Source organism: Microtetraspora malaysiensis (assembly GCF_050947145.1).
In the GTDB taxonomy this organism is placed as follows: domain Bacteria; phylum Actinomycetota; class Actinomycetes; order Streptosporangiales; family Streptosporangiaceae; genus Microtetraspora_A; species Microtetraspora_A malaysiensis.
This window is the reverse complement of the sequence record NZ_CP191998.1, coordinates 5,805,620-5,827,986: the sequence shown is the minus strand read 5'-3', so window position 1 is coordinate 5,827,986 and position 22,367 is coordinate 5,805,620. Positions and strand designations below refer to the sequence as shown.

The 22,367-nt window shown below is 66.5% G+C and carries 19 protein-coding genes and 3 pseudogenes; 11 read left to right on the top strand and 11 right to left on the bottom strand.

The window, feature by feature from the left end:
• Positions 1 to 52: 52 nt before the first annotated feature.
• Positions 53 to 1,056, top strand: a pseudogene (locus ACQP1V_RS27495) (IS5 family transposase).
• Positions 1,057 to 1,331: 275 nt separating this feature from the next.
• Here ACQP1V_RS27495 and ACQP1V_RS27490 read toward each other — a convergent pair.
• A complete protein-coding gene (locus ACQP1V_RS27490) occupies positions 1,332 to 2,294 on the bottom strand; it encodes a helix-turn-helix transcriptional regulator (RefSeq protein ID WP_433412980.1) in 963 nt (320 codons plus the stop codon).
• 134 nt (positions 2,295 to 2,428) lie between these two features.
• Between ACQP1V_RS27490 and ACQP1V_RS27485 the strand changes: the two genes are divergently transcribed.
• Entirely contained in the window at positions 2,429 to 3,370 is a 942-nt protein-coding gene (locus ACQP1V_RS27485) for an alpha/beta fold hydrolase (RefSeq protein WP_433412979.1), read from the top strand.
• Positions 3,371 to 3,601: 231 nt separating this feature from the next.
• Here the strand turns inward: ACQP1V_RS27485 and ACQP1V_RS27480 are convergent, their stop codons facing one another.
• Both ACQP1V_RS27480 and ACQP1V_RS27475 read right to left on the bottom strand, forming a co-directional pair.
• Entirely contained in the window at positions 3,602 to 3,865 is a 264-nt protein-coding gene (locus tag ACQP1V_RS27480; RefSeq protein ID WP_433412978.1) for a hypothetical protein, read from the bottom strand.
• A 163-nt stretch (positions 3,866 to 4,028) separates the two neighbouring features.
• On the bottom strand, positions 4,029 to 4,265 hold the full coding sequence (locus ACQP1V_RS27475) for a hypothetical protein (RefSeq protein ID WP_433426145.1): 237 nt from the start codon (positions 4,263 to 4,265) through the stop codon (positions 4,029 to 4,031).
• Between ACQP1V_RS27475 and ACQP1V_RS27470 the strand changes: the two genes are divergently transcribed.
• Positions 4,206 to 4,904, top strand: a complete 699-nt coding sequence (locus ACQP1V_RS27470; RefSeq protein ID WP_433425955.1) for a tyrosine-type recombinase/integrase — start codon at positions 4,206 to 4,208, stop codon at positions 4,902 to 4,904. The genes ACQP1V_RS27475 and ACQP1V_RS27470 overlap by 60 nt on opposite strands.
• Before the next feature lie 191 nt (positions 4,905 to 5,095).
• Here the strand turns inward: ACQP1V_RS27470 and ACQP1V_RS27465 are convergent, their stop codons facing one another.
• Both ACQP1V_RS27465 and ACQP1V_RS27460 read right to left on the bottom strand, forming a co-directional pair.
• Positions 5,096 to 5,746, bottom strand: coding sequence for an SRPBCC family protein (locus ACQP1V_RS27465; RefSeq protein WP_433412977.1), 651 nt, complete (start codon positions 5,744 to 5,746; stop codon positions 5,096 to 5,098).
• Positions 5,743 to 6,099 (bottom strand): ArsR/SmtB family transcription factor, encoded by a 357-nt coding sequence (locus tag ACQP1V_RS27460; RefSeq protein WP_433412976.1) that lies wholly within the window; start codon positions 6,097 to 6,099, stop codon positions 5,743 to 5,745. The genes ACQP1V_RS27465 and ACQP1V_RS27460 overlap by 4 nt, the downstream gene beginning before the upstream one ends.
• A 424-nt stretch (positions 6,100 to 6,523) precedes the next feature.
• Here ACQP1V_RS27460 and ACQP1V_RS27455 point away from each other — a divergent pair, with 424 nt between their 5' ends.
• Both ACQP1V_RS27455 and ACQP1V_RS27450 read left to right on the top strand, forming a co-directional pair.
• Positions 6,524 to 6,889 (top strand): hypothetical protein, encoded by a 366-nt coding sequence (locus tag ACQP1V_RS27455; RefSeq protein WP_433412975.1) that lies wholly within the window; start codon positions 6,524 to 6,526, stop codon positions 6,887 to 6,889.
• A 249-nt stretch (positions 6,890 to 7,138) separates the two neighbouring features.
• Positions 7,139 to 8,983 carry a hypothetical protein gene (locus ACQP1V_RS27450; RefSeq protein WP_433412974.1) on the top strand — a complete coding sequence of 615 codons (1,845 nt, stop codon included), beginning with the start codon at positions 7,139 to 7,141 and terminating at the stop codon, positions 8,981 to 8,983.
• Positions 8,984 to 9,123: 140 nt separating this feature from the next.
• Here the strand turns inward: ACQP1V_RS27450 and ACQP1V_RS27445 are convergent, their stop codons facing one another.
• Entirely contained in the window at positions 9,124 to 9,441 is a 318-nt protein-coding gene (locus tag ACQP1V_RS27445; RefSeq protein WP_433412973.1) for a hypothetical protein, read from the bottom strand.
• A 56-nt stretch (positions 9,442 to 9,497) separates the two neighbouring features.
• The gene (locus ACQP1V_RS27440; protein ID WP_433412972.1) at positions 9,498 to 9,755 is read right to left on the bottom strand and encodes a hypothetical protein; all 258 of its coding nucleotides are present in this window, start codon (positions 9,753 to 9,755) and stop codon (positions 9,498 to 9,500) included.
• 88 nt (positions 9,756 to 9,843) lie between these two features.
• Between ACQP1V_RS27440 and ACQP1V_RS27435 the strand changes: the two are divergent.
• A pseudogene (locus ACQP1V_RS27435) lies at positions 9,844 to 10,847 on the top strand (IS5 family transposase).
• 219 nt (positions 10,848 to 11,066) lie between these two features.
• On the opposite strand, the gene ACQP1V_RS27430 reads toward ACQP1V_RS27435, so the two are convergent.
• From ACQP1V_RS27430 to ACQP1V_RS27420, 3 genes and pseudogenes are all read right to left on the bottom strand, one after another.
• On the bottom strand, positions 11,067 to 11,507 hold the full coding sequence (locus tag ACQP1V_RS27430) for a hypothetical protein (RefSeq protein WP_433412971.1): 441 nt from the start codon (positions 11,505 to 11,507) through the stop codon (positions 11,067 to 11,069).
• 113 nt (positions 11,508 to 11,620) lie between these two features.
• The gene (locus tag ACQP1V_RS27425) at positions 11,621 to 13,078 is read right to left on the bottom strand and encodes a hypothetical protein (protein ID WP_433412970.1); all 1,458 of its coding nucleotides are present in this window, start codon (positions 13,076 to 13,078) and stop codon (positions 11,621 to 11,623) included.
• A gap of 369 nt (positions 13,079 to 13,447) precedes the next feature.
• A pseudogene (locus tag ACQP1V_RS27420) lies at positions 13,448 to 14,430 on the bottom strand (IS5 family transposase).
• 534 nt (positions 14,431 to 14,964) lie between these two features.
• Here ACQP1V_RS27420 and ACQP1V_RS27415 point away from each other — a divergent pair.
• The 3 genes from ACQP1V_RS27415 to ACQP1V_RS27405 all read left to right on the top strand — a co-directional run bounded on the left by ACQP1V_RS27415 (position 14,965) and on the right by ACQP1V_RS27405 (position 19,656).
• On the top strand, positions 14,965 to 17,886 hold the full coding sequence (locus tag ACQP1V_RS27415; RefSeq protein WP_433412969.1) for a protein kinase domain-containing protein: 2,922 nt from the start codon (positions 14,965 to 14,967) through the stop codon (positions 17,884 to 17,886).
• Between the two features lie 300 nt (positions 17,887 to 18,186).
• On the top strand, positions 18,187 to 18,504 hold the full coding sequence (locus tag ACQP1V_RS27410; RefSeq protein ID WP_433412968.1) for a hypothetical protein: 318 nt from the start codon (positions 18,187 to 18,189) through the stop codon (positions 18,502 to 18,504).
• Positions 18,505 to 18,804: 300 nt separating this feature from the next.
• Complete coding sequence (locus ACQP1V_RS27405) at positions 18,805 to 19,656, top strand: hypothetical protein (protein WP_433412967.1); 852 nt, start codon at positions 18,805 to 18,807, stop codon at positions 19,654 to 19,656.
• 134 nt (positions 19,657 to 19,790) lie between these two features.
• Here ACQP1V_RS27405 and ACQP1V_RS27400 read toward each other — a convergent pair whose 3' ends face one another.
• A complete protein-coding gene (locus tag ACQP1V_RS27400) occupies positions 19,791 to 20,741 on the bottom strand; it encodes a hypothetical protein (protein ID WP_433412966.1) in 951 nt (316 codons plus the stop codon).
• A 125-nt stretch (positions 20,742 to 20,866) separates the two neighbouring features.
• Here ACQP1V_RS27400 and ACQP1V_RS27395 point away from each other — a divergent pair, with 125 nt between their 5' ends.
• Together ACQP1V_RS27395 and ACQP1V_RS27390 are read left to right on the top strand one after the other, a co-directional pair.
• Positions 20,867 to 21,109 (top strand): hypothetical protein, encoded by a 243-nt coding sequence (locus ACQP1V_RS27395; RefSeq protein ID WP_433412965.1) that lies wholly within the window; start codon positions 20,867 to 20,869, stop codon positions 21,107 to 21,109.
• Between the two features lie 535 nt (positions 21,110 to 21,644).
• The gene (locus ACQP1V_RS27390) at positions 21,645 to 22,250 is read left to right on the top strand and encodes a hypothetical protein (protein WP_433412964.1); all 606 of its coding nucleotides are present in this window, start codon (positions 21,645 to 21,647) and stop codon (positions 22,248 to 22,250) included.
• Positions 22,251 to 22,367 lie beyond the last annotated feature (117 nt).

Here is a 22,367-nt window from a genome sequence, read left to right as displayed (position 1 = left end):
AATCTGCGTGATTCGCCCGGATAGCGAGGCCTGATCCGATAGGCCGTCTTGTGTGACGCGAGTCCAACTAACAGACGAAGAGTGGGAGTTCATCGAGCCTTACCTGCCAATCGGCGGGTTCGGCCCGTACCCCGAGCGGCTGCGACAGCAGTTCGAGGGCGTGATCTGGCGGTTCAAGACGGGCGCGCAGTGGCGGGAGATGCCGAAGGAGTTCGGCGCCTGGCCGACCGTCCACAACCGCTTCCGCCAGTGGCGGGACGCCGGCGTCTTCGAAGCCCTGCTGGAGGGCCTGATCGCGGAAGCCGCGAAACGCGGCAAGGTGGACTTGTCCCTCGTCAGCGTGGACTCCACCACCGCCCGGGCCCACCACGACGCTGCCGGGATGTATCTCGGCCAGGACGTCGTCACCGCCCTGGAGAAGGCCGCCGAACAGGAGGAGAAGGCCCGGCAAAAAGGGGCGGCCCGGAAGGACAAGAAGAGCAGAACGCCGAAAACGACCCAAAGCGGGAAGAACGGCGACGCATCCGGCGCCGGCACAAACTCCGACTGAAAGCTGCCCTGCTCGGACGATCGAGGGGCGGTCAGACCAGCAAGATCCACCTCGCCGCCGACCGCAAGTGCCGCCCGCTGGCGTTTGTCCTGACCGCGGGGCAGGCCGCGGACAGTCCCCAGTTCATCCCCGTGCTGGAGAAGATACGAGTCCGGGGGCCCGTCGGCCGTCCTCGCACCCGGCCCGACGCGGTTGCCGGGGACAAGGCCTACTCTTCCCGCGGCAGCCGCGCCTACCTGCGGAAACGCCGCATTCAGGCTGTCATCCCAGAAAAGAAGGACCAGGCCGCCAACCGGAAGAAGAAGGGCAGCAAGGGCGGTCGGCCCGTCAGCCACGACGCCGACCTCTACAAGGAGCGGAACACCGTCGAGCGCCTGATCAACAAGCTGAAGGCCTGGCGAGGTATCGCCACCCGCTATGACAAGACCCCTGAGAGCTACCTCGCCGGCCTCCACCTTCGCGCCGCGATGATCTGGATCAGAGACCTCACCAGGACCATCCCTTGATCACAACTGAATACGCGCCCTAGCCGCCCATGGCCCACGGCCCGTGATCGACAGCGCCGCCTACGAGGCGCCAGCCGCCGCCACAACCTGCACCGCCCGTCGCGACCTCGACCCCGGAAGTGCGCCGAGTGCGTGGCGATGCTGGCCCGGCACGAGACGGTCCACCCGCAGCGAGCCAGGTCGGCAGACCCGCCGACTCGTGACCAGGCGACTGCCGGAACGGACAAACCCACCCTATTGAGCGGAACTGTTCTCGAAGCCCTGCCTCGTCCGCTTCAAGGCGGGTGAAGGTCTCCGCTGGTGCGCGGCCGGCCGTATCGTTCGACGAGGGCGTTGCCAATCGAGGCCAGGCGGTCTCGGACCCCCGGAGGGCCGGTCACCTCGACCCATTCGACCAGCCCGGAGAGCTCGCCGGCGAGCATGTACTCATTGGGGCCGCGGATCACGACCTCGATGCGGCCGTCGGTCGTGGAACCTCCCACGTCGAGCCGGTCGCCGAGCGCCATCCGGAGTATGCCTATCCCGTCGGGTGTGCATACCGCCTGGACCTCCAGCGGCGTTCGTTTGCGATCGACCTCTTTGGCGATCTCATTCCAGCTCTCGGCAAGGTCGAAGTCCCCGGGTCGGTGCACAGGGTCGCCGGTCGGGTCGGCGGACGACACGCGGTCGATCCGGAAGGCCCGTTGGCCGGTCTCGGTGTTGGAGACGAGGTACCACACAGGACCTTTGGCGACGATGCCCAGCGGGTGGACGGTTCTCCGGGTTTCGACGCCTTTGCTGTCGACGTAGCCGAGTGACACCTGGACGCCGCTGATCACCGCGTCCTGGAGTTCGTCGAGGAAGCGAGGCGGCCGGTGCTCGATCCGGCTCGCCCCCCATCGCTGCGGGTCTACGACCAGCGACGCCGCCGCTGCCTCGGCCTGCACCTGGAAGGGCTTCGGTAGAGCATGGACGAGCTTGCGCAGAGCTGCTTTCATCGCCGGCGTCGCATCCGAGGCCGGACCGACAGCCAGGAACAGGGCGCGTGCCTCACTGGCGGTCAACCCGGACAGGTCGGTACGAGCACCGCCCACCAGGCGCCAGCCGCCACCTCGGCCCTGCACGGAGTACACGGGCACCCCGGCCATGGCCAGGGCGTCGAGGTCACGGCGGGCGGTGCGCTCGGAGACGTCCAGCTCTCGGGAGACCTCTGCGGCTGTCACCTGCTCGCGCCGTTGGAGCAAGAGGAGTATGGACACCAGCCGATCGGATCGCATACAGACAAAACTCTCATAAAAACCGGTCATGAGGTGACCGGTTTGGGTAGCAAGCTGGCGACATGACCTCATCGAGGAGGTCGACCGCCAGCGAACGCCCCCAGAGAGGAAAAGCAGTGATCAATCAAGCAGAATTTCCCGAGCCCACCCTCATCCAGGTCAACGGTGTGGAGCTCGAAGTCTTCGAAGCAGGCCGAGAAAACAAGGGCAAGCCCATCGTGCTCTGCCACGGCTGGCCGGAGCACGCCATCACCTGGCGTCACCAGATGCCCGTCGTCGCCGCAGCCGGCTACCACGTCATCGCACCGAACCAGCGGGGATATGGCAACTCATCCCGCCCGACCGAGGTGACGGACTACGACATCGAACACCTGACGGGTGACCTCGTCGCGCTCCTGGACCACTATGGCTACGAGGACGCCACCTTCGTCGGCCACGACTGGGGTGCGTTCGTCGTCTGGAGCCTGGCCCTGTTGCACCCCGACCGGGTGAACAAGCTGATCAACCTGAGCCTGCCTTACATGGAACGCGGAGAAACGCCGTGGATCGAGGTCATGGAAACCTTCCTCGGCGGTGACTTCTATTTCGTCCACTTCAACCGGCAGCCGGGCGTCGCGGACGCCGTGTTCGATGCCAATACCTCCCAGTTCATCCGCAACCTCTACCGGAAGAACGTGCCCCCCGCACCCCCTGAGCCGGGCATGGCATTCATCAATCTCGCCAAGGCGGAAACGCCGCTCGGTGACCCCGCCATGACCGAGAGTGACCTCGCCGTCATCATCTCCGCGTTCGAGACGTCGGGATTCACCGGCGGCATCAACTGGTACAGGAACCTCGACCGCAACTGGCACCAGCTGGCGGACGCGGACCCGATCATCAAGCAGCCCGCCCTCATGATCTACGGCGACCGGGACCTTGCGGTCCCGAGGTCCGAGACCCTGACAGAGTTCGTGCCCAACGTGGAAGTGGTCGGCCTGGACTGCGGTCACTGGATCCAGGGGGAAATGCCCGAAGAAACCAACCGCGTGATTTCAGAATGGCTGGACCGGCAGGGCTAGAGTCTCGTGATCCGGTTCGTATCACCTGAAGGCCGAGTTCTCGCATCACACCGATGACAGCCGGACGTGGGGGCGGGCCAGGTCGCGCGGCCTCCTCGTCAGGGCTTCAAGGTCATCTGGTAGCGGGTTTCAGGCTCACCCTGGGGTGGAACCCAACCTCCCCACCGTGGCTCGTCGAGCCCGAGCGACTGACCCAAGCCCCGACAAGTGTCATCCCGGCAACCCACTTGCCTAGTGAACGCCGGGCATGAGCCATGCCTTGGCCTTGGCATGATCGACAAGCATGAGCGTTCTGGCCGCCTCGTCCAAGAGTGCGGCATAGACCGCTAGATGCCGGTGTGGAGTCGCCGGCTTGGCCGTGCGGAACAGCGGGTACCCGGCATCGATCCAATCGAGCATCCACCGCTGGTCGGCAGACTCGCGCTCGTCATACGGCACAACGGCCTGCACGAGATCTCGAACAACTAGCCGCGGGTCAAACTGCCTGCCAGGCATCGGACACCTTCCGCTGATGGACGATCTGGTGAACCTCCAGCCCCTCCACGCTCACCAGTGCAGGCACCCTACCGACCACAGGCCACCGCACGCCCGGCCATCAGCAGGACTCGTCCCACCGGGGAGTCTGCGTCGCGCGGTCGGCGCCGCAGGGCGACGTCGTTCAGCGGGGTCCGGTCAACCGGTCAGGCCCGGCTTGGCCGATCGCCCGCGCGATGTAGGAGCCGACCAGGCGCTCGGCCGCGACCAGCGGGTACCACGCGGCACCGAGCACCTCGGACTCCTGGATGTCACCCACGTCCGCGTGCGTCGTCACGAACGCATAGCCGATGTCGAGGTGATGGTGAGCAGGCTCGTCCTTGTCCGGCCGCACCGGTACGCGGCCGTAGTCGACGTACACCGGGGTCTGCGAGGCTGGGGCGATCTGGTCGGGATCGACACCACACGCGGTCCCCGGATGATGGCCATGTTCGCCTGCATGTACTACGCGGCATTCCGTCCCGAGGAGGCTTCGGGGCTGCGTTGGCAGAACTGCGATCTTCCCGTGGAGGGGTGGGGCCTGATCACGCTTGAGAAGGAGCGGCCACAGGCGAACAAGCGGTGGACGAACTCGGGGGAGACCCACGACGAACGCGGTCTCAAGCACCGGGCCAGCGACGATACCCGGGAGATCCCGATCCCTCCGGTTCTCGTTGTGACCCTTCGCGAGCACATCGGGACGTATGGCACGGCGAGGGATGGCAGGCTTTTCCGGACGAGCAGGGGCCGGCCCTTCTCTTCCTCGGCGTACTCCGCTGTCTGGCAGGAGGCCCGGCGGCTGGGCTTTACCGTCGAACAGGTCGCCTCCCCGTTGGCGGCCCGGCCATACGACCTGCGGCACGCGGCGGTTTCCCTGTGGCTCAACGCGGGTGTACCGCCGACTGAGGTCGCTCAGCGCGCCGGGCACGGCGTTGACGTTCTCCTCCGCGTCTACGCCAAGTGCATCGAGGGTCAGCGTGCGCGTGCCAACGGGCAGATCACCAAAGCCTTGAAGACGTAAGGGCGACCTTCACCGGAACGGAATGGGGCAGCCGAATCGACGGATTCAGCTGCCCTTACTGAGCCGATTCCATCCTGATGGCGCTGGTCAGGATGGCTGCGAGGGGACGAGGGTGATGAGGAGGGCCCCATAAGGTTCGCCGCGGCGGGCCGACCCGTATGGGCCGACCCGCGTGAGCCGATCCGCCGGTGTCAGGACTCGCACTGCGCGTCAGGAGTGGCGGTGTAGGCGGCCGTTGTCCGATCCGCTGCCGCCCGCGCCTCGGCCTCGTCCGTGCCCGCCGCGACGCTCGCCTCGCACCACCTGTCGCTGCTGAGCGTCATGAACTGCCTGCCTTCGTCGGACACCACCCAGGCCGCACTGTCGTTCGGGTCGACGGCCTGGCCGGACGCCAGATAGGTGGCCAGGCCCAGGAGTCCGCTGTCCCAACCAACGCCCACCGCGCCGGGACCGAACTGGGCCCACAGCTCGTCGTCGACGTGCGCGATGTGGTCGAGCGTGAACCGCGTCCTGCCGTCGGGTTCGGCCGTCAGCCGGACTTCGATCCAGCTGACGGCCCCTCCGTTCTCCCAGGTGGCGGAAAAGCTCTTCGGCGGATCGCACTGCTCGATCGTCCCGCCCGCGTTGCCGACGAGCTGGTAGCGCCCGCCGAGGCGAAGGTCACCCTCGATCGGCAGGAACCAGCGCGGAATGCGCTCGGGATTGGTGCACGCGTCCCAGAGGTCGTCGATGTCGGTGTCGTACGTCTGACTGACGGTCACGGTGCGGGCCTCGCCCGCCTCCAGGACGCGCGTGCCGACCTGCCGCCGCACCGCGTTGATCTGCTGGGTGACATCGATCACGGAGTACTCCCCCTTGGAGTCGGTTCTTCGTCGGACTGCCGGAGACGGCGTTGGCGTCTGCCACGGGCCAGTTCTGTGGCCAGCGCATCCAGGTGCGGCGTCCAGAAACGCCGGAAGCGATCGAGCCACATATCGACTTCGTGTAGCGGTTCGAGATTCACGGCGTACAGACGCCGGGTTCCCTCGGGCCGCACCGTGGCGAAGCCGCCGTCGCGCAGGACCTTGAGATGCTGCGACACTGCCGGCTGCGAGATCCCGAACTCCCCTTGGATGACCCCGCATATCGCGCCGGCGGTCATCTCACCATCAGCGAGCAGTTCGAGGATCCTGCGGCGTACCGGGTCGCCGAGCACATCGAATGCGTGCACAAGGCGAAGCTATCAGCGTCTACTTATTTAAGTCAACGCCTATAAATGCTGATCCGGGGGCCGCTCGCGCGTGCGCAGCCCAGCGCGAACGCCCTGTGCTGCCCGCCTGCCGCACGCGCGAGCCGACGGGATCCACCACAGTGTGTCGAGGAGAAGGCCGGCCGGTTTGATCGCGGGCCTCCAGACGTGAGCGTTGAAAGTGAACGGTCATAGGCGCACGCGGAGAAGCCGAACACGACCCGGAAACCGGCTTCGTTTGCAGGCGGGCGTTCGGAGCGCCTCGCTTCATCGTGCGCTGGAGGTGTGGAGCCTGTGCAGCGAGCCCATCATCGTCACCCGGATCCCTGGACCCGCCGGGCCTTTGTACGAACGAGGCAGCAACGGCACTCACCGCATCCACACCGCGCGCATGCTCGATTTGCCCGCCATCTGGGCCGAGGTGTGGCAGTACGCGTTGCCGTTATGGGTGACCCCGCGCTCAGCAGGGGCAGACAGTAGAAGCGAGGCTGAGAAGATCATCACCTGCTGGCGGGGACTTCTCGCGCGACGACTGGTGACCGGGCATATCCAGCCGCATCGGACCAACCCCCTGCTGGATACCCTGCATCTGCAGGACACGGCCGCGCCGTGGTTACTCGCCGCCCCTCCACGCGCAACCGCTTGGGCGCGAGCGTACGAGCGCACCTATCCCGGGTCGCTGGCTCAGATCGGTATCCCGACGTTGGCATACGCGACGCCAGAGAACTGGATGAGCTGGCTCGCCACCAGCCCGTAAGTCACTCCCTGCCGCGCTCTGTGAGCCTGGGCGCGTGTCCCTGAATCCAGGGGCATAAGCCAGCGGCCGAACTGCGGTCGGGTGGCCAAGCGGCCGCGGTGGTGACGCCTGCATGCCAGGTTCCCCGATATCCGGTCCGGGCGGCGTGCCGCTGAAGGACCACCGCCCCGGCCATACGTTCTCGTTCTAGATCCCGAGCGGTTCCGCTCGGCAATGGTATCGTCTTCGCATGGGTAGAGGAGCGAAAAGATGATGTGGGGCGAGCATCAGTACACGCTGTCCCAGTTCGCCCGCCGTGCCGGCATCTCCGAGGGCCGCGCGCGCGCCATGTGGGCGGAAAAGGGCCGGCTGCCGAATCCCGACGGCAGCGACGCCGACGGCCGCCCCCTGTGGAGGGCATCGAGTATCGACCGCTGGTGCCGTCGCACCGGCCGTGCCATACCGGAGGGCGCTATCGGCCCGGCCTCCTGGCCGGACGCGACCGAACCGGCACCACTAATGTTCAGCGGCGAAGTGCAGGTCCGCCTCGCCTCCTGGCAGCCACCCGGCCGGGTGCACGCCATGGTCTGGGACACCCCACACGGTCACCTCGTTCACGTGACCCACTACGCCGGGGAGTGGATGGAGAACACCGATGCAGCGCGGGCCGCCGCCCACGTTCTGGAGCCCGCCTTCTGGCAGGACGCGATCATCACCATCGCACCGACGGGAAGCTTCGGTGACTCCAACTATGAGCACTACACCATCGACGGCTACCGGCTGGCGCCCAAGACGAGCACCACCGGGCCGAAGACCCGCCATCCGATGCTGTCGTTTCTTAAGGCTCCGGTCGACGACGAGGAGTTCGCCGATCCTGACACCGTGCCAGTGGAGCATGCCGGCCTGTACGACGCCCCAGAGATCGCGCGGGTCATCGGCCGCCCCATCCCGATGTGGCTGGAGGGAAGTTGCACCCCGGCCGCCGTGCAGCGTATGGAGGCATTCGGCCAAGAAGCCACCTTCACCACTCCCGATACCACGACCGACTGGCCGGCCGTGCGTGACAAGTTCCATGCCGCCCGCGCCTGGGGCATGCCCGAAAACCACCCCCAGGCGTTCGCACAGCTGGCCCGTGACACCCTGGCCACCCTGGCGAACGTGCGCCAAGGCCACGCCGCCCAGCGCGACCGCGGCGACGGCTGGTACCTGGTCGCGCGCCCGGCCCGCCCGGACTGGCCCGTTGACCTGGAACAGGCCGCCCACCGAGCGGCCAAGGTCCCGGTGGATCTGGACGCCGCGGCCGCGGAACTGGTGGATCTGCGCCAGCAGGAGGCCGAAGCGCGCTACCCGGGAACGACAGGGGAGGCCCTCAGCGACGCGGTGCGCACCTTGGGCTCGCTGCTGTACCGGCAGCGGCCGGAGGTGGTCTTCACCGCCACCGTACGCGAACTGGTCACCGGCAGCGGACCCGTGGTGGAGCAGTGGCGCCGGACCCTCACCCCCGTCGGTGAGGACGAACTGGAGCGCCTTCGCTCGACTCGCCGCTTTGCCCGGCTGCTCACCAGCGACATCTCCCCCGAGTCTGAGGCCGAGTTCGGGGCCGTAGCCCAAGCCGATCAACAGGTTGCCGGGGTGTGGCGGGATCCAGTGGGCCGGTTGACGGTGGAGTTCACCCAGGAGGAAGGCGACGATGTTGGTCCGCGCTTCGCCACCGAATGGCCGACCGGCCAGCCCGACGGATGGAACGAGTACACCGTCATCGCCGCCGATCCCTCCAGCAACGGCGCGGTCTTCGCACTGACCCCCACCCCCGACGGCGAACTGCGCGCCGACCCCCTGCCCAACCCCGGCGGTGCGCCCCGCTACTCCTGGGGCTACAGCGGGACCGGGCCGACCACGCTCTACGGCGCGCTGGCGCGATGCGCCTTCGGCCAGTGGCACCGCCTCGATGACCAGGAGTGGATCGGACAGCCCTGGCTCAGCACCCGGGCCGACAGCGAACTGTGGCGCCTAATCAGCCAGACCGAGCAGGGAGCCTCTATCCGGCTGCCGTGGCCGCAGATCCAGGCGTGGGTGAGCGACGACCACCGGCGCGTCACGGCGCTCCGCAGGTAGGCCGGCCGCATCGGGGCCGGTCCGCGGGGAGGGCCCGGGACTATGACGGACAGAACGACGACATGAACCAGTTCTTCTAACCGATATTGGCGAACGCGCGAGCCCCCGATGAGGAAGCCAGGCAACTGCCAGCACCCGCGTCACTCCATCGGCGGCGGGGAGATGCGGGCGGCCAGTTCACTTGGGGTGTCGGTCGTGTCCTCGGGGAGCAGTTCGATGGCGCGGCGGAGGTGTAGCAGGGTGGTGTGGAAGGCGTTTGCCTGGTCGAGCTCAACCGGCCCGAGTGCCCCAGAGGAAGTGACCGCCGCCGACGGCCGCGTGGCCTCCCACCACCCTCCAGCCTCATCGGTATGGGCAATTGAGTTCGCCCAGTTCAGCGATGCCCTATTGGTCGGTGGGGAGGTGCCGGACGGCGTCTTCGAGGTCGGCATGGTGGCAATGCCAAAGGGGCCGGTCATACGTGACCGGCCCCTCCGCTGCCTGGCTACTCCTCGGGATCGGCGATTTCGGCGACCTAGACGCCGTCCAGCTCCAGCTCCGACCAGCGGCCAGCATCCAGAGTGAGGATGGCCGCGCCCTCCTGCCGCGCCAGCAGAGCCGTATGCACGTCCTCCCACAGCCGCTTGCCGCCCATCTCCGCGGCCGTGTGGCCGAGCTCGAGCGCGTCGTCGAACCCGACGAGCGGCCCGTACGCCCCGTGCTCTAGGCCGGCGATGCCCCGCACCGCCGGCAGATACTTCGCCTCCCCGCTGCCGCCCATCTCCGCGGCCACCGCCGACACCACTAGGGCGCGTATCGGATTGTGATCAATCTGCGTGATTCGCCCGGATAGCGAGGCCTGATCCGATAGGCCGTCTTGTGTGACGCGAGTCCAACTAACAGACGAAGAGTGGGAGTTCATCGAGCCTTACCTGCCAATCGGCGGGTTCGGCCCGTACCCCGAGCGGCTGCGACAGCAGTTCGAGGGCGTGATCTGGCGGTTCAAGACGGGCGCGCAGTGGCGGGAGATGCCGAAGGAGTTCGGCGCCTGGCCGACCGTCCACAACCGCTTCCGCCAGTGGCGGGACGCCGGCGTCTTCGAAGCCCTGCTGGAGGGCCTGATCGCGGAAGCCGCGAAACGCGGCAAGGTGGACTTGTCCCTCGTCAGCGTGGACTCCACCACCGCCCGGGCCCACCACGACGCTGCCGGGATGTATCTCGGCCAGGACGTCGTCACCGCCCTGGAGAAGGCCGCCGAACAGGAGGAGAAGGCCCGGCAAAAAGGGGCGGCCCGGAAGGACAAGAAGAGCAGAACGCCGAAAACGACCCAAAGCGGGAAGAACGGCGACGCATCCGGCGCCGGCACAAACTCCGACTGAAAGCTGCCCTGCTCGGACGATCGAGGGGCGGTCAGACCAGCAAGATCCACCTCGCCGCCGACCGCAAGTGCCGCCCGCTGGCGTTTGTCCTGACCGCGGGGCAGGCCGCGGACAGTCCCCAGTTCATCCCCGTGCTGGAGAAGATACGAGTCCGGGGGCCCGTCGGCCGTCCTCGCACCCGGCCCGACGCGGTTGCCGGGGACAAGGCCTACTCTTCCCGCGGCAGCCGCGCCTACCTGCGGAAACGCCGCATTCAGGCTGTCATCCCAGAAAAGAAGGACCAGGCCGCCAACCGGAAGAAGAAGGGCAGCAAGGGCGGTCGGCCCGTCAGCCACGACGCCGACCTCTACAAGGAGCGGAACACCGTCGAGCGCCTGATCAACAAGCTGAAGGCCTGGCGAGGTATCGCCACCCGCTATGACAAGACCCCTGAGAGCTACCTCGCCGGCCTCCACCTTCGCGCCGCGATGATCTGGATCAGAGACCTCACCAGGACCATCCCTTGATCACAACTGAATACGCGCCCTAGCGCCGGCACTACCAGCTGCAGCCCGCGCTCGTCCACCTCGAACAGCATCGTGATCAACGGCAGGTCGCCCCGCCTCTTCGCGATCACCTGATCCTCGAATGTGACAGGCGGCTGCCCGTCATTGGCGCTGTCGTACCAGTTCCCACAGCACGCCGGGGTTCGCTGCCGCCTGCCCAGTTACTGTCCGACTTTCGGATTAGCTGACCGGGCTAATGGGGTTCACCTGGAAGATCGCAGCATTGGATGATTCGGCAATACAGGCATCGGGGGGTGTCCAGCCGGGGGGAGGATGCTTCACCCAGTCGACGAACCCTCCGCCGATCCTCACCTCGGTTCCTTCGAGCAGTGCAAGCTCCTTGTAACGCAGGATCACGCCACGCCTACCATCCTTGATGATGGGACGGGTCTCGGGCGGCCAGACAAGAGCTACCGGCGAATCAGGCTGTCCTGATGCTTCTACTGCCAGGCATTTCGTTGAGGCGTTGTAAACCAGTTGGCCCAACAGAAGAGCTTGCATCGCTGGACCAGATCCGTCGTGTATGAGGATGCGGGGGTCTTGCCCTTCGAGGGTGACGTGACCAGACTTCGGCTCTTCTGGGGTGCCCGCGCACGCGGCCGTAATCGCGAGGGTGAACACTAGCGCTCCTCGCGTCAGAATTTTCACATGGCCTCCTCAAGCGCGACGCACGCGTCCGAGAAACCTTGAAGCCTCTCGGACGCGTGGATGACAGTCTATGTGGCGGTAAGCCTCTAGGTCCCTGGCGGAGCTGTCCACACCTCCCAAGTGGCGCCTATAGCGGAAGGAATGATAAAGGCGGGAGTGAAACAGGAGTTGACCTTTGTTCCGTCCTTGGTGGAGCAGGTGCCGAGGTGGATTCCCCAGGCCGTATTGCCCTTGTACCATGGCCCGCCGCTGTCGCCGTCAACGGTGATTGTCCTGTCCATGACGATCACCCCTGCCCTGCCCGGAAACGACCGGCCGACCTCCAGGATATTGGCGCAATCAGCTCTGTCCCGCTCCGCGCCGTAGTTGCAGATGTTCTGCCCCACGGCCGGGCTGGTACCGATGTCATAGGCGTATCGCGGCTGGTTGCTGTTGAAGTAGAAAGTTCTGGTGAGGGTGAAGCTGCCACTAGTCCACGATCCGATGTCGTAGGCCGAGGAATCGGTGGCGAACTTGCTCTGGGTGCAGCCTCCCTGCGTCGGGTGGTTGCAGTACTGTCTGCTGCTGCCAGTGCAGTGCTGAGCCGTCGTCGTCCGACGCTGGCTGGGATCGTTCGGGTAGTACTGGTTGATGATGTTGAATCCTGTCGTGCAACCAGAGAATTGTCCGCCGCCCCTCATATAGGTGTCCGTGGCCTGGGGGGTGACGCTGTCGCGCTCTGTGATGCGAAGAGCGATGCTGATCTTCTTGTTGGCTGGCTGGGCTGGTTGGAGCTGCGTCGTAATCGTCTGTTGCGCGACGGCGTCCCTCGGTATGACGCGGGGCTTGACGTCGATTGTGACGACGCCGGTTTCCGGGTCGTAGCCTCCTGAGAGCGTCTCCACGAGGTCACGCCGCGAGGCTACTTCGGCGTATGCCGCGTCGCGGGCCTGGTTCAGCTCTTCATCTGAGAATCCCTTGTTGCCTACCAGTTCAACGGTGACCGGCAGGGTCTTGGCGAGATCTATCGCCTCGGCGGGGATGTCGCCCTTGAATCCGATCTGCGCTTTGCGGCCGTCGTCAAGGACTGCCAAACCGGAGGTTTCGGCAGGGAAGAGTTCTTTGAGCTTCGTGCCGATCTCGTTCAGACGCGGCTGCCAGGCGATCGTTTCGATGGCCTCTTCGAGGGTGATCTTTTTGCTCTTGGCGGCGAGCTTCAGGTCCGTCAACTCGCTCAGCCAGAGGTCGTCGATCTTCATCTCAGGCTCGGCCGCCGGGTCCAACCCATCCTCTTTCGCCCGGGCGGTGACGCTTGGATCCATGGCGACCCTGTGGGTTACGTATTCGTCGATACCTTCGGCCAGGGTTCTCCCTGCCTGGGCAGCCGATCTCTTGATCGCTTCGAGGGCGGGTCGTTGCGGAACGGGCTGCTTCTCCTTGGGCAGCACGATGACCACCCTGTCGATCTCTTTGGCAAATGCCTGCGAGGGAACAGCAACGACAGACGCAGCCAGTAGGGCGGCAGCCGCAGTGATCAGGAGCTTGCCTCTTGCCGGTAACCGCATCGAACCTCCGCATGGGATCTGACAAACTTGTCTTGATCATGGTCAAGGGCTGGAATCCCAGACACAAGAAACACACGGAGACGGTGATAACTCCGTTATCTGGTAGCTCTCCTGACCCAATACACACAGGGACGCCTGACGGGATACCGGTCTGGCATCCCTTCGTGGAGACCGACGATCCGCGAACGGGCCCGGGCTCTCAGAGCCCGCGAGTGGGCGGCGTTCAAAGGACGACGAGTTTGACCTTGACCTCGACCTTGCCTTGAAGTGACGTGTGCCTCTGCTGGCAACTGCGGCTTGACACGCAGAACGCCCCGGACTCGACGTCCGGGGCGTTCTGCTGCTAGGGCCTGTGCGGAGTTCGGATCTTCAGGCAGGCCGGAGGCTTCGGATCCACAAGATGGCTCCACGTAGATGAAGGCCGGCCAGATAGCTTTCAGGGGTCTTGTCGAACCGGAAGGCCAGCCCACGCCAGTCCTTGATCCGGTTGATACAGCGCTCAACCGTGTTGCGCTCCTTGTAGAGATCCGCGTCATGGCTGACCGGGCGGCCGCCACGCGAGCCGCGTTTCTTGCGGTTGGCCGCCTGGTCCGCCTTCTCGGGGATCACCGCCCGGATGTGGCGTCGGCGCAGGTAGGCGCGGTTGGCGCGAGAGGAGTACGCCTTGTCGGCGGCCACCGCGTCCGGGCGGGTACGCGGGCGCCCGACGCGAATGCGGACCTTGATACGGGCCAGCACGGCGTGAAACTGCGGGCTGTCTCCGGCTTGGCCCGGGGTGAGGACGAAGGACAGAGGGCGGCAGCGCCGGTCGGCGGACAGGTGGACTTTGCTGGTCAGCCCACCCCGTGAGCGGCCCAGCTTGGCTGCCGTCAGCCGGATCCGGCGCCGCAGTCGTAATCGCCGCTGTTCGCCTCGCTCCTCGTCCCCGTCGTCGCCATCTTGGGGGTTTTGCCCCTTTGACGAAGCCCCTTTTCCTGCTCGGCGGCCTCCACCAGCGCCGTGACCAGCTCGCCGTCCAGGGCCATCCCGGCGGCGTGGTGGTGGGCACGGGCCGTGGTGGAGTCCACGCTGACCAGGCCGAGGTCGGCCTGCCCCTGGGCCGCGGCTTCGGCGATCACGGCCTGCATCAGGTGCTCGAAGACGCCCGCCGTCGCCCAGGAGCGGAACCTGTCATAGACGGTGGACCACGGCCCGTACTCGGCGGGCAGATCCCGCCACGGGCTGCCGGTGCGAAACCGCCACATCACGGCGTTGAACTGCTGTCGCAGGTTCGGGATCGGGCCTCGCTCACCCAGGGGCAGGTGAGGCTCGATCAAGGGCCATTCCTCGTCGGTGAGGTCTCCACGCGCCATGGCGATGGCCTATCAGCATCAGAGACCGAGGCGCAGGCGAATCCTTCTGATCTCAACTCCGTACAGCCCCTAGAGCCGTGGAGCCGCCTTGGGGGATCGACCCCCAGACCTACGCATTACGAGGAGTAATCGAGTCGTCCGCAAGCGTCCATGGATGACACGGGGACCTATTCGGAGGGGAGCCCCTGCCTCTGGGATTTCGTCCCTGTTCACCGCCATACAGGACCGTCGCTAGCACTACCGTTAGCAAGATCAGCGGGTCGTCATGCAGACCAACAGCGATCAGCCACGGTATCCCGATGCCAAGCAGACCCAGACCGCAGGGCCGCAGGCCCGAGTGTGTCCAGCGACGCGGTCTTCTCTGGTGCCGCGATTCGCTATGACGAGACGTGCGTCCCCGACCCGATCACGTGTGATCGAAGCCATCGCCGTGCGGCCCGGATGGGGAACTCGTTGGGATAACACCCAACAAAAGGTCGATAGCGTTCATCTAAATTGTCGATCATGTCCCCCTCGCATGGAAGGGCACGGCTTGTGGCAGAGCCATTGACATCGAGCGACCCGCGCCAGCTCGGCGCGTACTGGCTGGCCGGGCGGCTGGGCTCGGGCGGGCAGGGCGTGGTGTACGAGGGGTATGACGACGCGGGCGCAAGGGTCGCTGTCAAGGCGTTGCACGCGGAGTATGTGACCGATGCCTATCGCGACCAGCTGCGGCGGGAGGTCGCGGCACTGAGCCTGGTCGCGCCTTTCTGCACCGCGCGGATCATCTCCGCCGACCTCATCCACAACCCGCCCTACCTAGTCAGCGAGTACGTGGCAGGTCCCGATCTCCAGAGTCGGGTGGACAAGGACGGGCCGTATAAGCCGCAGGCGCTGCTCCGTCTGGCCATCGGAATCGCGACCGCGCTGTCCTCCATCCATCAAGCGGGCGTAATCCACCGCGACCTGAAACCTGCGAACGTCCTCATCGGACCCGATGGCCCGCGCGTCATCGACTTCGGCATCGCCCGGACCGAGGAGATGTCCCGCAGCGCGACCGGCCAGCTCAAGGGAACGCCGCGGTGGATGGCGCCTGAATTGTTCCGCGGCGAGCGCGCCACCCCGGCGGTCGACATCTGGGCGTGGGGTGCCATCGTCCTGTTCGCCGGAACCGGCACGCCCCCGTTCCACGGGGACAACCTGCCCCGTCTGGTCTACCAGGTTCTCAACCACAGGCCTGCCCTGGATCGGCTGCCCCCGCAGCTCCAGCCACTGGTCGCTCAGGCCCTTTCCCAGGACCCGGCTGCGCGGCCGACAGCCCCCGCGCTGCTGGCCTCCTTGATCGGCCTGCCAGCGAACGCCGTGAATGCCAGCGCTGCGCTGGAGGCAGGCCAGCGCGCCGCAGATCACGACGGAACCCGAGTGGACGGAACCAGGCCCGCACTCGGCGACGCGGCCGAGAAGGTCTTCGGGCGGCTCCCAGCTGGTCAGCAGGCGCTGGTTCCCCGGATACTCCTGCGGATGATCGCGGCGTTCCCGGACGCTCAGCACACGCTCCGCAAAGTCTCGTACCCGGAATTCCACGACGGCGAGCTCGACGAGCCGACCCTCCCAAAGATCCTCGACGTGCTCTGCGACGGCGGCCTGGTCACCCGCGACGACACGACCTTCACCCTCGCGACACCCGCCCTGATCCGTGCCTGGCCCCGCCTGCGGGCCTGGGTGGACGGCGACCGCTCCTCGCTCAACGCCCACCACGAGCTCGCTGACGCCGCACGCAACTGGAGCGACCACGGCCGCAAGAACGCCGACCTGCTCCAGGGCAGCCGGCTCGATCGAGCCATCGACTGGGCCGTCACCGGCCCCCGGCACCTGACGCTCAACGTCCTGGAACGCGCCTACCTCGATGCATCAGTGGCCGCCAGCCGCCGACGCCGCCGTGCCCGCACACTGGTGGGTGCAGCCCTTGCCGTTCTGCTGGTGGTGGCGACTACGACAGCAGGCGTGGCCGTCGCGCAAGGCAACACGTTGGCGGACAGAAACGCGACGGTCACCCGGCAACTCGAGGCTTCCGAAGCGTCCAGGATCGCGAATCTGGCGACAACGATGCGCCTGCTGGACCCGGTCGCGGCCAAGCGTCTGGCGATCGCTGCGGGGAGCCTGTCCCCGCACGGCATGGAGACTCGCAGCGCGCTGATGACGCTGCACAGCCAGTGGGAGAAGGAGAACTACCAGCCGCCGGGTGTCGACGGCTCGTGGAGGTGGGGCATGGACACGACTGGGCGCCTGGCCGTTTATGCGCGCACACCCGAGGTGAAGGTCGTCGACGTCGACGCCCGGAAAGTGGTATCGACGTTCACCATTGACGGGGGCGACGCCGACTGCGTGTCGGTCTCCGGCGACGGGCGGTACGCCGCGCTGACCCAGACGGCTCAGCCTGCCGGATCTATCGCCCGGGTCTGGGACCTGGCGGCTGGGAAACCGGTCGGCGCGAGCCACGACGTGTCATGCGGCGAGCTCACCGCCACCGGTAAGTACTTGTACGGTGCCGTCGCTGGCGGAACGAATGTGTGGGAGACCGCGTCGGGCCGAAGGGTGATGACCTTCGCGGACAGCGACCGCTTGGCCGCCACTCCCGATGAGACCTCTATCTACGTTTGGCCGTTCAAACGCGCCGCACTGGAACTGTGGGATCTCGGCACCGGCAAGATGGTCATGACGATGCGGATGGGAATCAAGGGAAAGGACATCGGGTGGTCTGTCGCAAGCCCGGATGGCCGGCGGCTCGCCTTCGTCCACCGGGTCGGTCGCGTTACCAAACTGGGGATCGTCACCATGGAGACGAAAGGAATCCGCTGGCGTGATCTCCCCAGGTCCACCGGACGGATCATTCCCAGCTTCAGCTCCGACGCCTCCTATGTTCAGGCCAAGGGTGCGGTGTTCGAAGCCGAGGACGGTGATTGGGGCCCGGTCCTGCGATATCCCAGCGACGACTGCTGGCACGATCGGAGGTTCGGCCCGGGAGGCAAAACCCTCAGATGCATCGACACCGAAGGCAAGATCAACGTCATCTCCGTCGACACGGTCCTCTACAAGGACCGAAAGACCACCGAATCCGACGCGTACGACACCGCGGCCAGCGCGGACGGCTCGACTTTCGTCGCCGGAGGTTCCGACTCCCTCGAGGTCTGGCACTCCATAGGCCGGACCAGGCGCGCCACGCTACCCATCCCCTACACCGCCAGAGACAACCTCTACGCCCTGGACGCCGACGGACGGCACCTGGCCAACTGCAGAAAGAACGGAGAGATCGAAGTCTGGGACACCGCCTCCGCCACCAAGAAGCTGGCACTGAACACGCGCAGAAAGTGGAACTCCAACGACGAAGCACCGACGGTCGCGGTCTCTCCGGACGGACGAACCCTCGCCGCCCTCTATGAGAGCCGCTACGGCGGGCCGAGCGAGCTACAACTCTAGGACCTGCCGTCTGGGACACTGCGCGCCACGGCCAGAGCCGAGGCGAAGCTCACCACAAGCACGGCAGGCTCTCCCGATCCCCGAATACTGTTCGGCCCCGACAACCGCAACGTCATCTCCACTCAGGCACAGGGCATCGTCGACGTCGCCACTGGAAAGAAGATCGCAGACCTGCGCGATCTCGTCGCCCCAGCCGCGATCAACCGGGGCGGCATCATTGCCGACAACCGCGGACCAACAATCGCCTTCTGGGATATCAAAACGCGCCAGCGCCTGTTTGACCTTCGACCCGGCACCCCGATGAGCGAACTGAAGTTCTCACCAGACGGAAAGCTACTCGCCGGCGCTGACGCACGCGGCCAGATCAGGGTCTGGGACACCACCTCCAGAAGACCCTTCGGCATCCCACTGGCCGGTTACCAAAACAGAGATCTCAGAGTCGTTACCTTCGTTGCCGACGGATCGGCTGTTCTGGGCATCGACGCAGACAGCCGCGTACGCATCCACCCGGTCGACAGCGCTGAGATCAAAGCCGCACTGTGCGCTGAAGTCGGGCCACTCTCCCAAGGCGATTGGCGGCACTACATGCCCAACCTCACCTACCGCAAAACCTGCTGAGTGACTCGAACGACGGGGTCCGATCGGTCGGCCACACGTCCTACCGAAGGCCGAAACCAGCGCATCACAACCGGTGTCGGGGTTCGTTACTGGGGACGCATACCCGAGGTCCCTTATCGCCTGGCGAGCTGATCGTCAGGGCCAGAAAGCTCGAAACGATCGTCAACGGCGTGGACAGGAGGCCGCCATCATCCCCCGTGCTGCTTCCTTCCGCACAACATGTGAAGGCGACTCGGACACCCTGCAGATGGCTTCAGTGGAGATCTCGGCACGCTGATGCCCGGCGACCCCATCGCGGCCGTGACCCGCAACGCCGACGGCATCGCCACCGCCCACCCCCTGGGCACCGCGATCCCGCTTGGCGACGCCGCGACCTCACCGCCGGCGGCCCGGGCGCTTGCCGCCGCCCTGCACGTGACCACCGCCCGCGCACCCAACACCCGTGATCCCCTCAGCGCAAGGAGAGCGGGCATGCCGTTAATCCCCAGAGCTTCACGATCCGCCGTGACGGCTTGCCGCAGCGGGGGTGCCGAGCACTGCCTCTGCGCGCGCCGTGAGGCCGATTGTCCCGCCCCATGCCTGGCCATGACTATCAGCGGGCGTGTATACCTGTCCCTGACAATCGGAAAGGATATTTGTCAAATGGGAAGTCGATTTACGGTTGTGGGTGCCTTAAGCATTGCGCTGGTCAGCGCTTTCACCATCCTTGGCCCGCCGGCGGCCGCTAACACCAACCCGTGCGGGGCCGGATACACGCTGCGGGAGACGATGCCCATCGACGAGATCGACACGATCGGCAGAACGGTTCGAAGCAAGCCAGTCGAGCCGATCGGTACGATCACGACATACAGTCTGGGCGCTGCGAAGTGCGCGTTCCTCAGCGTCAATCCCACCTGGAAGCGGGTCCCCGAGATAACGCAACTAACGGTGTATCTGATCTGGGGCAGCGGCTGGGGTAAGTCCAAGAAAGTCACCGCGTACCCGAAAGACTGGAGAGGACACACGTCGCCGTCTATCGGCCCGAGCCTCGGCCCTGTCAAGGCGACCATCAAGAGTGATTGCGCGGCCGTAGTCGCAGACGTCTGGCTCGACAAGTCAGCCACCACGGGTACCCGCTACAGGCCGCGCCAGCCCATCAGCGAGTGCTTCTAGAACGGCTTTCGATGCTGGGTGCAGAAATGCCCGGTAGGGAGTTGGTCTTCGTACCGGTTCGGGCGCACGGAAAGGCGGGGGTGCCGCCCGGCCAACCGCCGAACAGCTCAGGTACGCCAGGTGAGGGCGCTGTCCTATGCCGCGGTGGCCAGCCAGGTGGTCCAGGCGCGCTCGTCGGCATAAACCTCGGGAGTGATGCCGAGGGCAGCCAGTGCCCCGGGGTAGGCGCGGTTGTAGGTGGCGGCCCAGGCGATGGCTTGCCTCGGCGTGGCCAGGAGCCAGATCGCGGCAGTTTCGTCTAGATGCAGAGTGCTCAGGGCGGGCAGATCGGGGTCTTCCTCGAGACAGCCAGCGGCCAGGCCGCGGGCCAGCAGGCCGCGCCAGCAGGCCAGCAGCTGGATGGCCTCCTCACCGCGTACACGGACCTGGTGAGGATGCACCCGCAAGGGGAGCGCCGGCTGCTCGATGGTCGCCCAGATACCGGGCAAACCGGCCAGGCGGGCCGCAGTCAGCCGGTGGGCGCCGTTGTCATCCAGCGTGTAGAGCGGCCCCGCGGGCCCGGGGATGCGATTGACGCGGATGGGGTGGCCATCCAGGTTCCAAATCCGCAGCGCGTTCTCCGCGGAGGGGTCCAGTAAGGCGGTGAGCATAGCGGGCACGGTGCCGGGCCGATGGCTGGCGAAGTCGTTCCAGACCTGGCCCACACGAGCGACGGCGACTGGGTCGATCCAGCCGCAGGTGACCGTAGTACCTAGTCCGACCTCGTCAGAAGAGTTCGGGCAGATCTCGTGGAAGTGGTTGTAAGTGGACTCGAGAAGTCGGCCGAGGTCGGGCGCGGGCGGCTGGGAGGCGTTGAGCTCGTCGGTGCGCTGCCGCAGTAAGTCGGCCACCGTGGCCTGACCCGGCCAGGCTTGCTGCACCTGGCGCATATAGGCCGCGAACCGGGCCCGGTGCAGGTTGAGATAGTCGTGCCAGAGCCCTTCGAGCGCCTCGTGGGGACTGAGCCCACAGTCAGGGGCGTCGTCGGGATGGGGCGAGCTGCCGCCGTAGGGCAGGAGCTCCCAGGTGTCTCCGGAGTTGAGCATCGCCAGGTCGCCTCGATGGGACGAGAGGCGGGCACGCTCCAGGCACGCAGCAGCGCGGGGAGGGCATCGGGCACCGGAGCCCAGCCTCCGTAGCGGGGACCGAGCCGCCCGTCTTCGTCCTGCATGTGAGCCTCGAAGACGCCGTTGGGGTCATAGCGGGTGATCTGCCAGCACGCGGGGGGCAGGTGCGGATCCCGCCGGCGCTGGGCAAGATCATTGCGGCGGTGGGCGCGTGCGATCAGCTGATCGTTAAGGATTTGATGCTGGCGGCGCTGCGACGGCCGGAACGGGCCAGGCAAGTGGGGCAGCCGAGAGAGGCAAACACACTGATTTACGGTGCCGAGCTGGGAGGCTTCTGGCAACCCTAGGATGGCCCTCGGGCGCGGGGGACGGACAGGTTCGCTGGAGCATCGGACGAGCGAGCAGGCACCCGGTGTGGATCCTGTCGTCGCCGCTGACCAGCGCGAGTAGGAGCTGCCGCGTGGACGGGCGTTCCTGCGGGTCCTTCATGAGCGCGGCGGCGGCCAGCAATCGCACGGACTCGGGCAGCACGCTCAGGCACCACCGAAGACGAGCGGCGCCGAGTAAAGCGCCGCCCGGCGTCCGCAGGTGGACTGGATCTGGCTGCCTGATCAGCTGACGGCGCTCCTGAGGGGACCGGATCTCTCGGGCCTTTCTGTGAAACGTCGGTGATCGGCGGGTTGGGGGAGAGGATTCGGAGCCACCTCAACGCGTGAAGGAGATCGCTCCTACAGGGACGAGCGATAGTTGACGTATCCGGCACTCTTGTAGTCATGTGCCCGGCCTGCCTGGTGCACTGGGATGGACGCCCCGCCGGGTTCCGTCGCAGCCGACGCTCCCCGCGGTCAGGCGAGCCGACGATCCTGGCCGTCCCCGGAGACCTTGAGACGCTCGGAGGGGGCGCGTGCGTCTGCTACTACGGCGACCTGCGGGCCGTCCGCACTCAGCGGCGCCGGCTCTGCCGGCCCGTCCGGGATGCTGCTGCGCCGCCTGCCCAAATCCGAGGTCGTCGAGTTACTTACCGAGCAGACCGGATCGGCCGCCGACCTGGCCCGGGTCGCACGGTTCCGCATCGGCCGCACCCTCGCCGCGCTCCGCCGCCGGGCCGAGGTCCCCGCCGACGAGGACGGCCAGAGCTACGCCGCAGGGATGGCGGCCCGGGCCGCCGCGGCGGCCGCGCAGCACGAAGCCACTACGACCAGCCGGCACGCGGTTCGACGCGCGCTGGAGGAAGCCCGAGCGAGGACCGCTGCCCGAGATGGACGGGACAGAGCCGACAGTCGGAGCAACACCGTGGCCCCGCCACGGTGGGCCGCCGAGCCCGAGGAAGTGTTCGCGGCGACGCTCAGCGAGTCGACCCCGAGCCGTACGGGCGCCGGTTGGGACGAGCGTGCGTGGTTGGCCAACGCCGCGGCGTTCGCCCGAGCCGTTCAACATGGGCAACACCAGGACCAGGACCACGACGACGAGGGACGCCCGCGCCGGTGAACCATCCGGAAAGGCCAAGAGCCAGCCTCGCTGGCGGGGCAGGCTCCGGGATGGGGGAGGGGCCCGCCGGGAACGATCTTGCCTGGTAATGGTGCCAGGGGTGCCCGACAGGGCGCC